At 72.9% G+C, this 12,600-nt stretch carries 14 protein-coding genes; 7 read left to right on the top strand and 7 right to left on the bottom strand.

Annotated features, from left to right (window positions below):
- Positions 1 to 182 precede the first annotated feature (182 nt).
- Positions 183 to 1,313: an endonuclease/exonuclease/phosphatase family protein gene (locus tag AC3X7R_RS07540; RefSeq protein ID WP_489964961.1), complete on the bottom strand. Its 1,131-nt coding sequence runs from the start codon at positions 1,311 to 1,313 to the stop codon at positions 183 to 185.
- Positions 1,314 to 1,406: 93 nt separating this feature from the next.
- Between AC3X7R_RS07540 and AC3X7R_RS07535 the strand changes: the two genes are divergently transcribed.
- Positions 1,407 to 2,510, top strand: coding sequence for a glycosyltransferase family protein (locus AC3X7R_RS07535; protein WP_489964960.1), 1,104 nt, complete (start codon positions 1,407 to 1,409; stop codon positions 2,508 to 2,510).
- On the opposite strand, the gene AC3X7R_RS07530 is transcribed toward AC3X7R_RS07535, so the two are convergent.
- From AC3X7R_RS07530 to AC3X7R_RS07510, 5 genes are all read right to left on the bottom strand, one after another.
- Positions 2,427 to 3,620 (bottom strand): hypothetical protein, encoded by a 1,194-nt coding sequence (locus AC3X7R_RS07530; RefSeq protein WP_489964958.1) that lies wholly within the window; start codon positions 3,618 to 3,620, stop codon positions 2,427 to 2,429. The two genes, AC3X7R_RS07535 and AC3X7R_RS07530, sit on opposite strands and share 84 nt — an antisense overlap.
- On the bottom strand, positions 3,620 to 3,820 hold the full coding sequence (locus AC3X7R_RS07525) for a DUF6752 domain-containing protein (RefSeq protein ID WP_489965136.1): 201 nt from the start codon (positions 3,818 to 3,820) through the stop codon (positions 3,620 to 3,622). The genes AC3X7R_RS07530 and AC3X7R_RS07525 overlap by 1 nt, the downstream gene beginning before the upstream one ends.
- 5 nt (positions 3,821 to 3,825) lie before the next feature.
- Positions 3,826 to 5,325: a LicD family protein gene (locus AC3X7R_RS07520; RefSeq protein ID WP_489964957.1), complete on the bottom strand. Its 1,500-nt coding sequence runs from the start codon at positions 5,323 to 5,325 to the stop codon at positions 3,826 to 3,828.
- Between the two features lie 68 nt (positions 5,326 to 5,393).
- The gene (locus AC3X7R_RS07515; protein WP_489964956.1) at positions 5,394 to 6,854 is read right to left on the bottom strand and encodes a phospholipase D-like domain-containing protein; all 1,461 of its coding nucleotides are present in this window, start codon (positions 6,852 to 6,854) and stop codon (positions 5,394 to 5,396) included.
- Between the two features lie 67 nt (positions 6,855 to 6,921).
- Positions 6,922 to 7,359: a hypothetical protein gene (locus tag AC3X7R_RS07510; RefSeq protein WP_489964955.1), complete on the bottom strand. Its 438-nt coding sequence runs from the start codon at positions 7,357 to 7,359 to the stop codon at positions 6,922 to 6,924.
- Positions 7,360 to 7,435: 76 nt separating this feature from the next.
- Here AC3X7R_RS07510 and AC3X7R_RS07505 point away from each other — a divergent pair, with 76 nt between their 5' ends.
- Genes AC3X7R_RS07505 through AC3X7R_RS07490 form a run of 4 tightly spaced genes read left to right on the top strand, consistent with a single transcriptional unit; the run spans position 7,436 to position 10,710 of the window.
- Entirely contained in the window at positions 7,436 to 8,680 is a 1,245-nt protein-coding gene (locus AC3X7R_RS07505; protein ID WP_489964954.1) for a magnesium transporter MgtE N-terminal domain-containing protein, read from the top strand.
- Positions 8,677 to 9,222 (top strand): DUF1003 domain-containing protein, encoded by a 546-nt coding sequence (locus AC3X7R_RS07500; RefSeq protein ID WP_489964953.1) that lies wholly within the window; start codon positions 8,677 to 8,679, stop codon positions 9,220 to 9,222. The genes AC3X7R_RS07505 and AC3X7R_RS07500 overlap by 4 nt, the downstream gene beginning before the upstream one ends.
- Before the next feature lie 5 nt (positions 9,223 to 9,227).
- Positions 9,228 to 10,391 carry an Mrp/NBP35 family ATP-binding protein gene (locus AC3X7R_RS07495; protein ID WP_489964952.1) on the top strand — a complete coding sequence of 388 codons (1,164 nt, stop codon included), beginning with the start codon at positions 9,228 to 9,230 and terminating at the stop codon, positions 10,389 to 10,391.
- Between the two features lies 1 nt (position 10,392).
- The gene (locus AC3X7R_RS07490; RefSeq protein WP_489964951.1) at positions 10,393 to 10,710 is read left to right on the top strand and encodes a sec-independent translocase; all 318 of its coding nucleotides are present in this window, start codon (positions 10,393 to 10,395) and stop codon (positions 10,708 to 10,710) included.
- A 1-nt stretch (position 10,711) separates the two neighbouring features.
- Here the strand turns inward: AC3X7R_RS07490 and AC3X7R_RS07485 are convergent, their stop codons facing one another.
- Positions 10,712 to 11,260: a hypothetical protein gene (locus tag AC3X7R_RS07485; protein WP_489964950.1), complete on the bottom strand. Its 549-nt coding sequence runs from the start codon at positions 11,258 to 11,260 to the stop codon at positions 10,712 to 10,714.
- Between the two features lie 118 nt (positions 11,261 to 11,378).
- On the opposite strand from AC3X7R_RS07485, the gene AC3X7R_RS07480 reads away from it, so the two are divergent.
- Together AC3X7R_RS07480 and AC3X7R_RS07475 are read left to right on the top strand one after the other, a co-directional pair.
- Positions 11,379 to 12,038 (top strand): LysM peptidoglycan-binding domain-containing protein, encoded by a 660-nt coding sequence (locus tag AC3X7R_RS07480; RefSeq protein ID WP_489964949.1) that lies wholly within the window; start codon positions 11,379 to 11,381, stop codon positions 12,036 to 12,038.
- Positions 12,035 to 12,598, top strand: a complete 564-nt coding sequence (locus AC3X7R_RS07475; RefSeq protein ID WP_489964948.1) for an Rv3235 family protein — start codon at positions 12,035 to 12,037, stop codon at positions 12,596 to 12,598. The genes AC3X7R_RS07480 and AC3X7R_RS07475 overlap by 4 nt, the downstream gene beginning before the upstream one ends.
- The last annotated feature ends 2 nt before the right edge of the window (positions 12,599 to 12,600 follow it).

Genomic DNA, 12,600 nt, shown 5'->3' with positions numbered 1-12,600 from the left:
GGACAAGAGTCGGGACGGCCACCAGCCCCGAGTCACACACATCACACCAGTCACAACAACCCCAGGGAAGGCCTTCGCGCGAATTCCAACCGTGGAATTCGTCCCCGGGCCACGGGCGCTCTCCCCAGGATGCCCCGATCGAGCCCCAGAGCGAAGCCCCCGGTGCGCGCCGCGCGGGGAGATCAGTCCACGTGGGCGGTGGCGCTGACGAAGAAGTGGTCGCTGACCCGGCGCGCCACCGGCGAGGTGTCCATCCGGTAGTCGCTCCAGGTCACCCCGGCGCCGGCCACCCAGTCGACGGCCAGATGCCCGCCCGGCGGCCGGCAGCCGCCGCCGTAGGAGCCGCCCTGGGGGGTGGTCATCCCCGCCGGCCCCACCACCTGGCAGTAGAACTCCTGACGGTCGTTCATGTCGCCGGTGAGCAGGATCGGGATCCCGTCCGCCTTGAGCCGGTTGATCACCCCCACCGTCGTCGCCTGGGCACTGCGCCGCTCGCCGAGGGCCTTGCCCTGCCCCGGCGACGGATGGGTGTTGACGACGTAGAACTGCTGCCCGGTCAGCTTGTGCCTCAGCTTGACGATCGGCTGGGGCCGGGGCCGTCCCACGAAGGTGATCGTGTAGCTCTCGCCCGAGAGGAACTCGAACTTCGCCGGGTCCCAGAGGATCGAGTTGTCGGTCTCCTGCACGCCCCACTCGAAGCCCGGGTAGGCCGCCATGCCGGTCATCGACTGCACGGCGCGCAGCTGGTCGTCCTGGAGCTCCTGGGTCCCGAGCACGTCGACCCCGTGACCGCGGATGTAGCCCACGGCCTGGCCGTTGCGCACCGAGGCGGGCGGGAACCTGCGCCGCTCCCCGCCGGGCGCGGTGTGCTGGCTGCCCAGCACGTTGAACGTGCCCACCACCATCGTGAACGGCGCGCCCTGCATCTTCTTGCGCTCCCGGCGCGCCCGGATCCGCTCCCGCTTCGCCTCGCGGGCGGCCTTGCGCTCGGCCAGCTGGGCCGGCGTCCACACCTTGCGCCAGGGCCGGGGGCCGGTGTCGAAGCGCATCAGGTCGGCCGTCCGCAGGTAGGTCTCCCGGGCCTTGGCGATCCGGCGCGCCGCTCGGGGGCGCAGCGCCCCGTCGGCCCGCACCGACCGGTACGCCGGCGCGTCGGCCTGCGCGGCGGGCGTCGGGTCGGCCGACGGGGCGGCTCCACGATCCTCGACGAGGACCGCGGCCAGGACGACGGCAGCCAGGAGGCACACGGCGATGAGGCCGGCTACCACCCCCCGGCGCCCGGCGTCACGGGCCTTGTGGCTCGGATCGGGCATGCGCGGAGTTTACACAGGCCGCGCCCCCGGTCCACCGGCTCGGGAGCGGCGCCTGGAGACGCCCCGGCGGCGCGGAGTGGCTACGCTCAGGACATGCTCCTCACGGCCTCCACGATCCTCGACAGCCCGGCCAACGTCGAGCACTTCGTCCGCGGCAACCTGGCCATGGGCGTCGACCACATGGTGGTCTTCCTGGACGCCCCTGCGGCCGAGCAGCAGGGAGAGGTCCGCGCCTGGCTGGACTCCGTCCCCCAGGTGACCGCCGTGCCGGCCGGACGCGACTGGTGGCGGGGCAAGCGGCCCAAGAGCCTCAACGTGCGCCAGCGGATCAACGCCAACGCCCTGGTGCACGTCCTCGCCGACCAGCCGTGGGCCTCCTGGGTCTTCCACCTCGACGGGGACGAGGTCTTCGCCGGGGACCGGCAGCTGCTGGACGCGCTGCCCGCGACCACGGGGGCGGCGTGGCTCACTCCGCTGGAGGCGGTGAGCGAGCCCGACCCGCCGCGACGTCCCACCCGCTTCAAACGGCTGCTGGACGACGCGGACCTCAACCTGCTGCACGTCCTCGATCTCCTCGACTCTCCGACGAACGCCTCCTACTTCCACGGGCACGTGAAGGGCAAGTCCGGCGTGCGGCCCGCCTCCGGGCTGCGACTCACCCTGCACGAGGCGGTCGACGCGGACGGCCGGGTGGCGGCCAGGGCGGAGGATCCCGCGCTGCGGGTCCTCCACTACGACGCGATCTCGGGGGCCGAGTTCGTCCGGAAGTGGACGGCCATGGTGGGCGCCGGCCCGGCGGGGTTCCGGCCCAACCGGGCGCCCCTCGCCGAGGCACTGCGCACCCTGGTGGCCAAGGACCTGCCCCGTGAGGTCGCGGAGCGGCACCTGCGCCGGATCTACGAGACCAGCACCCGCGACGACGTCCAGACCCTCGAGGAGCTCGGCCTCCTGGTCGACGTCGATCCCACCGACGGGACCCATCGGCCCGAGGCGCTGACCGCGGAGCGGCAGGCGGTGCTCACCGAGGGGCTCGGCCGCCTGGCTGCCGAGCCCAAGGGCTGGCTCAACGCCGAGCTGCACCGCGACCCGGAGGTGCCGGGGACCGGTCCCGCGTCAGGACGTGGCCGCTGGGCTCGTGGGATGGCCCGTCGTCGGCGCCACGGCCGGGCGGGCCTCCCGGCGCAAGAGACGTCGTAGCCGTACGCCGACCCCCGCCCGCCCGGCCGGTCCGCCGGGAGCGTGGGATCCGGCGCCCGACGCCTCGGGTGCCGATCCCGTCTGCGCGGTACGCAGACGGCGCACGTCGTCGAGCAGGGTGCCGACCAGGTCGACGGCGACCGCGGCGACCTCGCTGTCGGTGACCGAGGCGGGAACCCGACGCGGCGCGAGCTGCTCGGGGACCAGCAGGTGCTCCGCGCGCCCGTGCACGGTGAACCCGCCGGCCTCGAGCAGCTCCACCGCGCTCCTCCCCCGGGCCCGGCAGTCCTCGATCTGGTCGGGCTCGGGCCAGAACCTCTCCCCGCCCCGGGAAACCAACCTCTCGTCGGCGAGGAAGGTGCGCAGGTAGACCCCCTTGTCGAAGGCGCGGTCGAAGGGATGGTCGGAGGCACGGAGCGAGAGGTTGACGCGCCGCAGCGTCTCGGCCTCGACCACCCCCATCGAGGCGTTCGGGAAGGAGTCGGAGAGGTCGAAGCCGTCGGGACGGACCCCCAGCACTCCCGCGAACCGGTGCCAGATCTCCTCGCGCCGGGCCGCCGGGTCCAGCGGGAGCACATGGATCCGCTCGGGCGGCACGGCCTTCGCCCACCGGTGCAGCACCAGCGCCAGGTCGAGGGTCCGCCAGTCCCAGATCGCCTCCGGGCTCCTCGACTCGGAGCGCCCGTAGTCGGCCATCGCGACGGTCCCGCCGTTCTTCAGGCTCTCCTGCCAGCTGGCCGTGAAGAGGCCCAGGGGCTCCCGTGCGGTGACCACGAGGTGCACCTCGGCCGGCGCGAGCGCCTCGACGGCGGCCCGGGCCTGCCGGGGCGAGGCCGCCGCGAAGAACTCGTGGCTGACCAGGCCGGACCCGGTCGTCCCCGCGAGCTCGTCGCACAGCCGTCCCCAGGAGGTGGCGTGGTGCTCGGGGTGCCGGTGCAGGTGCGGATCCTCGCGGACCACCCGGGACGCCCAGAGGTGGTCACGCCGCTCCCGCCCCGGGACGACCACCCCGGCGGCACGCAGCGCGTCGCGGTTGCTCCAGATGATCGTCTGCAGGTAGGACGTGGCGGTCTTGGGCAGCCCGATGTGGAGGAAGACCCGCTCGACCACTAGAGGCTCTCGTTGAACCGGGCGATCGCCTCTGAGATCCGCTGCTCGTCGCGGCTCGCCATCGGGATGAGGAGCTCCTGCACCAGGTCGGTCAGCTCGGCCAGCCGCACGTTGTGCTGGCGGAGCTCCGCGAGGTCGGCCTCGAGGTCGGCGACCCTGCGCTCCAGCTCGGCGATCCTGGTGCCACGCACCGTGTCCATCACGTTCACGGGCCCCACTCTGCCACGAGCCGGTCGACCCTGCCGTCCTCGCCTCCGCGGACGTTCTCCTCCCGGGTGACCCGGGTGGCCCCCCAGGCCCGCCACTGCGCCTCGACCGCCACCGGATCCACCCGGCCGACCCGCCACTCCCGATCCACCGAGGACTCCCCGACGTGGAACTCGGCCAACACCGCTCCCCCGGCGCGCAGGGACATCGAGCAGAACCGGGCGAAGGTCTCCCGGGCGAACGGGTCGACGGCGTCGAGCAGGTTGCGGGCCAGCACCACCCGGGGCCGGGGGTCGCGCGCCAGCAGGGCCCCCTCGGCCAGCACCGAGCGCAGCTCGGCCAGGTTGAGGTACCGCGCGGCGAAGGAGCCGGCGTACCCGGTGGCCAGGCTCTCCCCCTGCTCCAGCAGCTCGGGCACGTAGTCGTAGGCGCGCACGTCGAGTCCCTCCCGGGCGAGCCAGAGGGAGTCACGACCGGCACCGGCACCGACGTCGAGCACCTGGGCTCCGCGCTCGGCGGCCTCCCGGGCGACGAGGCGGGCCAGCTTGGAGGCGCGGGGCTCGAGCGTCTCGTCGAAACGACGCAGGTAGCGACGCTGCCACTGCTTCTCGTTGACCCGGAGCCCACGGAACCAGTCGTTGAGCGCCCGGGAGGTGCGGGCCGGGGTGGCGAACTGGAAGGCCGGATCCGGCACCTGCCACGACGGGCCGTACATCGCCTCCAGCAGCTTGCCGGGCTGTGCGGGCACCGGGAGCGAGCGGCCCTCGAGCGACGCGGTGCCGAGCGGGTGGATCCACTCCTCCTCGAACTCCACCCCCACCTCGCCCATCAGGTAGAGGCGACCACCGGTGAAGAAGCCGCCGAAGACGTCGAGGCCGCGGACCACGTCCCCCTCGGGGACCTCGATCTTGAACGCGGCACCGCTGTAGCGCTGGGTGGCGTAGCCGAAGGAGGTCACCTCACGCTGCAGGCGGAAGGACTCCCGGCACACGTCGACGGGGTCGCGGTAGCGACTGACGTAGGCGACGTCCGCATCCGAGTCGTGGCCGAGCACCCGACCCTCCCGGACCGCCCCCAGCAGGGTGCCGTAGGCGAGGAACGGCTCGGCACCCGCGGCGGCGAGGACCCGCAGCACCTCCTCGGTGGCGTCGACGAGTGCGTCGATGTCGGAACCGCTGCGGCTGTCGAAGGTGGGGACCAGCCGTCCGGACTTGTCCATGCCGACGGCGGCGCCCCGGCGGTTCACCACCCGGATCTGCTCCGGGGAGGTGCCGAAGGCGACGTCCTGCTGCCAGAGCACCTCCGACGAGGCGGAGTCCCGCACCGTCAGCAGGGTCCGGCCGTCGAGGAACTTCTGCAGGGGCGCGGGCCACTCGACCTGCCGCCGGCGTCCCCGCGAGCCGGTCGCCTCGGTGTCCCGGAGCACCCAGAACGACCAGACACGCTGCTCGTCGAAGACCACGTCCACGGCACGGTCCCGGGAGGCGGTGAGCGTCAATCCGGTCTCATCGACCGTGAGGACGCGCGGGGCATCCTCCCCCGACGGGGTCACGACCATCGCCGGTGTCAGTCCAGGTCCATCTTGGCGTAGGGGTCGACGCCGGGGACCAGCTCCTCCCCCTCGGAGAGCAGCATGTCCGGGGTGTGGATGGGGCCCTGCTCGAACCGGGCGGCCGCGCCGTCACCGGCGGTGGCGGTGCGTCGCCGCGAGCTGCTGGGGAAGTTCTCGAACCAGTAGTCGATGTGCTTCGCGTACTGCTTGGTGAGCTTCTTGTCCCAGTAGATCCCGACGTTCTCGTCCGAGACCGCCCCCATGCCCGACCAGTTGGCGGAGCCGTTGAGCACCACGTAGTTGTTCTTCTTCTTCTTCACGTGGCCGATGATCGACATCGCCTTGAGGTGGAAGTACTTGTCGAACTCGCCGTCCCCGTTGCGGTCCACCACGAGGTGGCGCATGGGGATCGGGCCCCGGCCGCCCTTGTCGCGGAGCGTCCGGCCCACGTCGACGCCCTTGATCGTGTAGCCGATCCGGATGTCGCACCCCTGCTCCCAGAGGCTGCGGAGCTTGGTGGCGATGCGCATCCCGCGCGCGTTGCGGATGACGTCGGGCGCGATCCTGATCTGGGTGCGGCCGTTGGCGGTGTTCGTGGCGCCGCGGCACTTGGTCATCCGCAGCAGCCGGAGCACCGGGTCCTTGGCGCCCGTGCCGATCAGCGGGTGGAAGATCAGGTGACTGTTCTTGCCCTTCCACTCCCGGTAGGGGTTGGCGACCGGCACGTCGAGCGCCATCTCGTCGAAGATCTGCTTGGCGAACTGGTAGGGACGCCTGCGGTTGACCGAGGTGTAGATGTCGTTCCACTGGTTGACCGCGGCGGCGTGGGTCAGGTTGGCGGAACCCTGGACCAGGACGTTCTTGGCCCGGCCCACCTTGCTGAAGAGGAAGAACTTGCTGTGCGCCTGGCCGCTGTCGCCGCGGCACGACGCCACGCAGGTCTTGGCCCAGCTCTGCCGGTTGGCGGGCTTCGCGGCGTTGACCGCGTTCATGCCGGCGATGAGCTCGCGCCACACCTCGTTGTCGATCGCCTCGGCGTTCTCCTCGGCCATCAGGATGTAGAGGAGGGCGCCCCGCTTCTGCGCCTTGAGCAACGCGCGGGTCACCGGCCGGGACATCACGTTCCAGCTCATGATCCGGATCCGGGTGCCGCTGCGCGAGGCGTCGATCAGGTTGATGATCTTGCGGTTGATCGTGTGCTGGTCCCGGCCCTCGCCGATCGCGCTGTTGAAGGTCACGCCGGCACTCGGCTTGAAGGTGCGGCGCCACTTCTTCTTGTTGTCGCGCTTGTTCAGCTTCTTGCGCGCCAGCACCACCGGCGCGGCGGCGAGGGAGCCCGAGGCCTGGACGGTGGCTCCCGTCGTCGCGGCACCCTGCTGGACACCCTGCCCGGGCAGGGCGAGGCCGGGGGCGGCGAAGGTCAGGCACAGGGTCACGGACAGGGCGATGACCGTGATCAGCCGACGGTGGAGCATCGGGTTCCTCTCGGGAGTGGCAACTTGCAGGGGGCGCCGTGGAACGGGAGCTTCGGCCGGCCTGGGGTCAGCCCCGGCACTTGGCGACCGAGGCACGGTACCCGTCGTCCCGGGCCAGGGTCGACTTGGCGACGCGCACCTTGCCGCCGAGCACGCCGAAGTAGCGGTCCTCGTGGCGGGCCAGGTACTGCCCCGAGGAGCAGGAGAGCACGTCCTTCTCGACGAAGACGCCCTCGGCGTTGCAGCCGGCGTACCCCGCGGGGATCTTGGCGCCCTCCACCCAGACCTCGTCGCAGTCCGGGGCGTCGGGGTCGGCGGAGGCCGACGAGCCGGGCGTCGAGGAGCCGGGCGTCGAGGAGGGGCTCGCCGAGGTGTCCGTCCCGGCGTCGGGGTCGGCGGCCTCGTCCCCGCAGCCGGCGAGAGCCGTGAGGAGCAACGCAGGCAGCAGCGTCGCCGCCCACGCCCGACGGGTGCCGACGGATGTCCTGGAAGCCCCGAATCGCATGGCAGCAGCCTAGCCCGTGCTCGACGCTCCCCTCGGGTTCACCGCTGCGACGGCCGGTCGCAGGTAGCGTGACCGCGTGAGCACCGCCCCCAGCCGCGTCTACGTGGCCCGACTCGTCGGGCTGCCGATCTTCGACCCCCAGGGGGACCAGGTGGGCAAGGTCCGCGACGTGGTGGTCGCGATGCGCACCGAGGCGAGCCCGCCGCGGGTGCTCGGCCTCGTCGCGGAGGTCTTCGGCAGGCGCCGCATCTTCGTGCCGATGACCCGGGTGACCCACATCGACGCCGGTCGGGTCCACACCACCGGCCTGCTCAACATGCGGCGCTTCGAGCAGCGGGCCACCGAGACCCTGGCGATCGCGGAGATCCTCGACAAGACGGTGCGGATCACCCCGACGGGAGTCGAGGGCGTCGTCTACGACGTCGCCATGGAGCAGGCCCGCACCCGCGACTGGGTGCTGAGCCGGGTCGCTGTCCGCGAGCCGTCGCGCAGCTTCCGCCGCCGCGGCCAGACCTACATCGTCGACTGGCGCGACGTGGTCGGGCTTACCCACCGGCAGGACACCCAGCCGGCGACCCACCTCATCGCGACCATCTCGGAGATGCGCGCGGCCGACGCGGCCCACGCCATCCACGACCTGCCCGAGGAGCGGCGCTCCGCGGTGGTGGCGGCGATGGACGACGAGCGTCTCGCCGACGTGCTGGAGGAGATGCCGGACGAGGACCAGGTCCAGATCCTGGAGCGACTGACCTCGCAGCGCGCGGCGGACGTCCTGGAGGAGATGTCGGCCGACGACGCCGCGGACCTCATCGCCGACCTTCCTCCGGAGACCGCGGCCACCCTGCTGGCCCTGATGGAGCCGGAGGAGGCCGAGGACGTCAAGCGGATGCTCTCCTACGCCGAGCAGACCGCGGGCGGCATGATGACGCCCGAGCCGGTCATCCTGCCGCCGAGCGCGACCATCGCCGACGCCCTGGCCCACGTGCGGAACCCGGACCTCACCCCCTCGCTGGCAGCCCTGGTCTTCGTCTGCCGCCCACCCCTGGAGACGCCCACGGGCCGGCTCCTCGGTGCGGCGCACATCCAGCGGCTGCTCCGCGAGCCGCCGTCCACCCTGGTGGCGGCGGCCGTCGACGACTCGCTCGACCCGCTCACCCCCGAGGCCCGGATCGAGGACGTGGCGGCCCACCTGGCGACCTACAACCTGGTCGCGGCGCCGGTCGTCGACGAGGAGGGGCGGCTCCTCGGCGCCGTCACGGTGGACGACCTGCTCGACCACATGCTCCCCGAGAACTGGCGCGACAGGGCGGTGCGGCGATGAGCGAGACCCGTGGGACCCAGTCCCGACTCGACACCCCGCTCGAGGGACGCCGGGGCCGACTCCCCCGCCGCGCCTACGACTCCGACACGTTCGGCGTCTTCGCCGAGCAGTTCGCCCGGTTCATGGGCACTGCCCGCTTCCTGATCTACATGACGGCCTTCGTCGTGATCTGGATCGCCTGGAACCTGCTCGCCCCGGCGGAGATGCGCTGGGACGACTACCCCTTCATCTTCCTGACCCTGATGCTGAGCCTGCAGGCGTCGTACGCCGCTCCCCTCATCCTGCTCGCCCAGAACCGCCAGGAGAACCGGGACAAGGTGCTGGCCGAGCAGGACAGGCGGGTCAACGCCCAGTCGCAGGCGGACATGGAGTTCCTGGCCCGCGAGATCGCCTGGCTCCGGATGTCGGTCGGCGAGGTCGCGACCCGCGACTTCATGCGCTCGGAGCTGCGCCAGCTGCTGGGCGACCTTCACCACCGGGAGCGCGCCGACGACGAGCGGGCGGGCGACGACCCGCGGCCACCGGGCACGAACTACTCTTGACTCCCATGAGCACCCCCACCCTCGAGCAGGTCAACGCCGCCCTGGCGACCGTCCACGACCCCGAGATCAAGCGGCCGATCACCGACCTGGGCATGGTGGACAGCGTCGAGGTCGCGGCGGACGGGAACGTCGCGGTGACCGTGCTCCTGACCGTGGCGGGCTGCCCGCTCAAGGACACGATCAACCGGGACGTGACGGCGGCGGTCTCCGCGGTCCCCGGGGTGACCGGCGTCGACCTGACGCTGGGGGTCATGTCGCCCGAGCAGCGCAGCGAGCTCGGCGAGACGCTGCGCGGCGGCCAGGCTCAGCGGGAGATCCCCTTCGCCCAGCCCGGCTCGCTCACCAAGGTCTACGCGATCGCCAGCGGGAAGGGCGGGGTCGGCAAGTCCTCGGTCACCGTCAACCTCGCCCTGGCCCTCGCCGGGCAGGGCCTCAAGGTCGGCGTCGTGGACGCCGACATCTACGGCCACTCGGTGCCCGCGATGCTCGGTGTCGCCGACGCCCGCCCGACCCAGGTCGACGACCTGATCATGCCGGTCCCGACGCCCTCGGGCGTCTCGGTGATCTCCATCGGCATGCTGAAGCCGCGGCGCGACCAGGTGGTGGCGTGGCGCGGCCCCATGCTCGACCGGGCGCTGGTCCAGATGCTCGCCGACGTCTACTGGGGCGACCTCGACGTCCTGCTGCTCGATCTGCCACCGGGCACCGGCGACGTGGCCATCTCGCTCGGGCAGCACCTGCCCAACGCCGAGGTCGTCGTGGTGACCACCCCCCAGGAGGCCGCCGCCGAGGTGGCCGAGCGGGCCGGCACCATGGCCTCGATGATGCACCAGCGGGTGGTCGGCGTGGTGGAGAACATGGCGTTCCTGGCGTGCCCGCACTGCGCCGAGGAGGGCAAGGAGCACCGGCTCGAGGTCTTCGGCTCGGGCGGAGGCGAGCGGGTCGCCCGCACCCTCGGGGAGCGCTTCGGCTACGACGTGCCCCTGCTCGGCTCGGTGCCGCTCGACCTGTCGCTGCGCGAGGGAGGCGACTCCGGCAAGCCCATCGTGGACTCCGACCCCACCGCGCCCGCGGCGCAGGTGCTGCTGGGGGTCGCGGAGAAGCTGAGCGGGCGGGGTCGCGGCCTCGCCGGGATGCAGCTCGGCCTGACGCCCACCAGCAAGTTCTGACATGTTCGGCGTCGGTCTGCCCGAGATGGCGGTGATCGCGTTCGTCGCGGTGCTCGTCCTGGGGCCCGACCGGCTGCCGGAGCTGGCCCGCCAGGCCGGGGTGCTGGTGCGCAAGGGCCGCGCGATGGCCAACTCGGCCCGCGACGAGCTGCGCAGCGAGCTGGGTCCGGAGTACTCCGACCTCGAGCTGCGGGACCTCGACCCGCGGACGATCGTCCGCAAGCACATCATCGAGGCGATGGCCGACGTCGACTCTCCGGCCCCCTCGGCCGCACTCCCGGCGGGCGCGCGGCCCCCGTTCGACGACGAGGCGACCTGAGTCAGGGGGCCCCGGCGGTGCGGCACACCACCACGTGGCCCAGGGGCACCAGGACGGCTCCCCCGGCCTGTCCTCCGGCACCGACCACCTCCACGAAGTCGGCCCCGACCCTGCCGAGCCGCCCCTCGTGACGTCCCCCGTCCACGAGCTGCAGCACCACGAGCTCCTGGTCGTCGGAGAGCCGGCGCAGCGCCGACCCGATGCCGAGGCGGTCGACCGGTGACCAGGCCAGCTCGGGGAGCGCCCGGTCGGAGGCCCCCCGCAGGGCGGTGACCGCGGAGGTCCGCACCCACCAGGTCCCGCCGACCGCGTCCAGCTGGAACCACCCCGGCCCCACCCTGACGAGCTCGCCGGCCACCCGTCCGACCGCGAGCACGTCCGCCTCGACGCCCTGGCCCACCGAGGCCATCAGCCGGGCGTCCAAGGTCACGGCGCCGTACTCGGCACGAGCCCGGTCCGCCACCTCGACGGCGCGCTCCGCCTGCTGGAGCGCCTCGGCCTGAGCCTCCAGGTCCTCGAACATCTCGAAGAGCTCCTCGTCACCGGTCATGGGCCAATTCTGGCCGCGGACGGTCCTCCGCAGACGCCCGGTCGCCCTGTGGACAACAGAGACATGCAACTTCAATCGTCGCTACGTTAGGCAAACGGACGCAAACGAAGGGGTTCGCATGACTCGGGGATCAACCAAGCGCTGCGCCCTCGTCTGGCTGCTGGTGACACTGGCCGCAGGGGCAGGCGGCACCGCCTGTCTGCGGGCCGCGCGCTCCCCCGGCCCGCACGGATGGGACGCGCTGGGCGCCCCCGGCCACTTCGAGGACCTGCTGGTGGGGGTGGGTGGCGTGGCCGGCGCCCTGTCCCTGGCGTGGCTCTGGGTGATCGCCTCCCTCACCGTGCTCGACGTCGTGCGCGGCCGCCTGCCGCGGCCCGGCCGCAGCGGGGTGCGACGCGCCGTGCTGGCCCTGTGCGGTATCGCGCTGGCCACCTCCATGACCGGCACCGCGCACGCCTCCGCGGCCTCGGAGCCCTCCGACCTCTCGGGGCTGCCCTATCCCGACCGGGCGGCGGTGGGTGCGCCCGCCCAGCCCGGGGAGCCACCGGCGACCATCCGGACCGCACTGGGGAGCCCTTCGTACGTGGTGCGTCCCGGAGACACGCTCTGGAGCATCGCGGCCGCGACGCTGCCGGGGGGCGCCTCCGCGGCCGAGGTGGACGCCCGCTGGCGCGAGATCCACCGGCTCAACCACCGGGTCGTCGGCGACGACCCGGACCTCATCCGCCCCGGGCAGGGACTGCTGCTGCCCCACACCACCCAGGGAGACCCCTCATGAGCAGCCGCCCCGCCCCCGTCCCCGCCCCCGGACCCGCACTCGGACCCGGACCCGGACCCGGTGCCAGCGTCACTCGCCTGCACGCCCGTGCCCCCATCGCGACCGTCCAGGGCACGCTCGCCCTGGAGCTGGTGCCGCACCTGGACCCCCCGGTGCCGGGCGCCCGCCCGGGCCTCCCGGGCTCCGACCTCGTCGAGGTGGCCGCGCACCGGCGCGAGGAGGTCCAGCGATGGGTGAGCGGCTACGTGCAGGCCGCGGTCGAGATCGTCGCCGGCGACCGGCCCGCCTCCCAGCTGCACCGCTGGACCCGCCGCGACGTGCACCAGGACCTGGCCCGGCGCGCCGACCTGGTGGCTCGGGCGGGGGGCCATGTCCCCGGGCAGGGGCGACGCCGCGGGCTGGCGAAGTCGCGGGTCGCCGCGGTCCGGCTCAACTTCCTGGCCGACGACGTGGTGGAGGCGTCGGCACGGGTCCGCCACGGTGCGCGCTCGCGCGCCGTGGCGGCCCGGTTCGAGACCTTCCGCGGCCGGTGGGTCTGCACTGCCCTCGAGTTCTGCTGAGG

This window comes from Nocardioides sp. Z22_16 (assembly GCF_058134365.1).
The sequence above is the reverse complement of the archived record's forward strand: the minus strand, read 5'-3'. Positions and strand labels throughout refer to the sequence as shown.

What these genes read in the sequence shown, in the direction of transcription:
- AC3X7R_RS07515 (WP_489964956.1), bottom strand. Translation starts at nt 6,854, where the DNA reads ATGCTCCACCGTCGGCTGATCACGGTCATCGCCCTGTCCGTGACCCTG.
- AC3X7R_RS07480 (WP_489964949.1), top strand. Translation starts at nt 11,379, where the DNA reads ATGACTCGGGGATCAACCAAGCGCTGCGCCCTCGTCTGGCTGCTGGTG.
- AC3X7R_RS07525 (WP_489965136.1), bottom strand. Translation starts at nt 3,820, where the DNA reads ATGGACACGGTGCGTGGCACCAGGATCGCCGAGCTGGAGCGCAGGGTC.
- AC3X7R_RS07475 (WP_489964948.1), top strand. Translation starts at nt 12,035, where the DNA reads ATGAGCAGCCGCCCCGCCCCCGTCCCCGCCCCCGGACCCGCACTCGGA.
- AC3X7R_RS07540 (WP_489964961.1), bottom strand. Translation starts at nt 1,313, where the DNA reads ATGCCCGATCCGAGCCACAAGGCCCGTGACGCCGGGCGCCGGGGGGTG.
- AC3X7R_RS07510 (WP_489964955.1), bottom strand. Translation starts at nt 7,359, where the DNA reads ATGCGATTCGGGGCTTCCAGGACATCCGTCGGCACCCGTCGGGCGTGG.
- AC3X7R_RS07535 (WP_489964960.1), top strand. Translation starts at nt 1,407, where the DNA reads ATGCTCCTCACGGCCTCCACGATCCTCGACAGCCCGGCCAACGTCGAG.
- AC3X7R_RS07485 (WP_489964950.1), bottom strand. Translation starts at nt 11,260, where the DNA reads ATGACCGGTGACGAGGAGCTCTTCGAGATGTTCGAGGACCTGGAGGCT.
- AC3X7R_RS07500 (WP_489964953.1), top strand. Translation starts at nt 8,677, where the DNA reads ATGAGCGAGACCCGTGGGACCCAGTCCCGACTCGACACCCCGCTCGAG.
- AC3X7R_RS07490 (WP_489964951.1), top strand. Translation starts at nt 10,393, where the DNA reads ATGTTCGGCGTCGGTCTGCCCGAGATGGCGGTGATCGCGTTCGTCGCG.
- AC3X7R_RS07495 (WP_489964952.1), top strand. Translation starts at nt 9,228, where the DNA reads ATGAGCACCCCCACCCTCGAGCAGGTCAACGCCGCCCTGGCGACCGTC.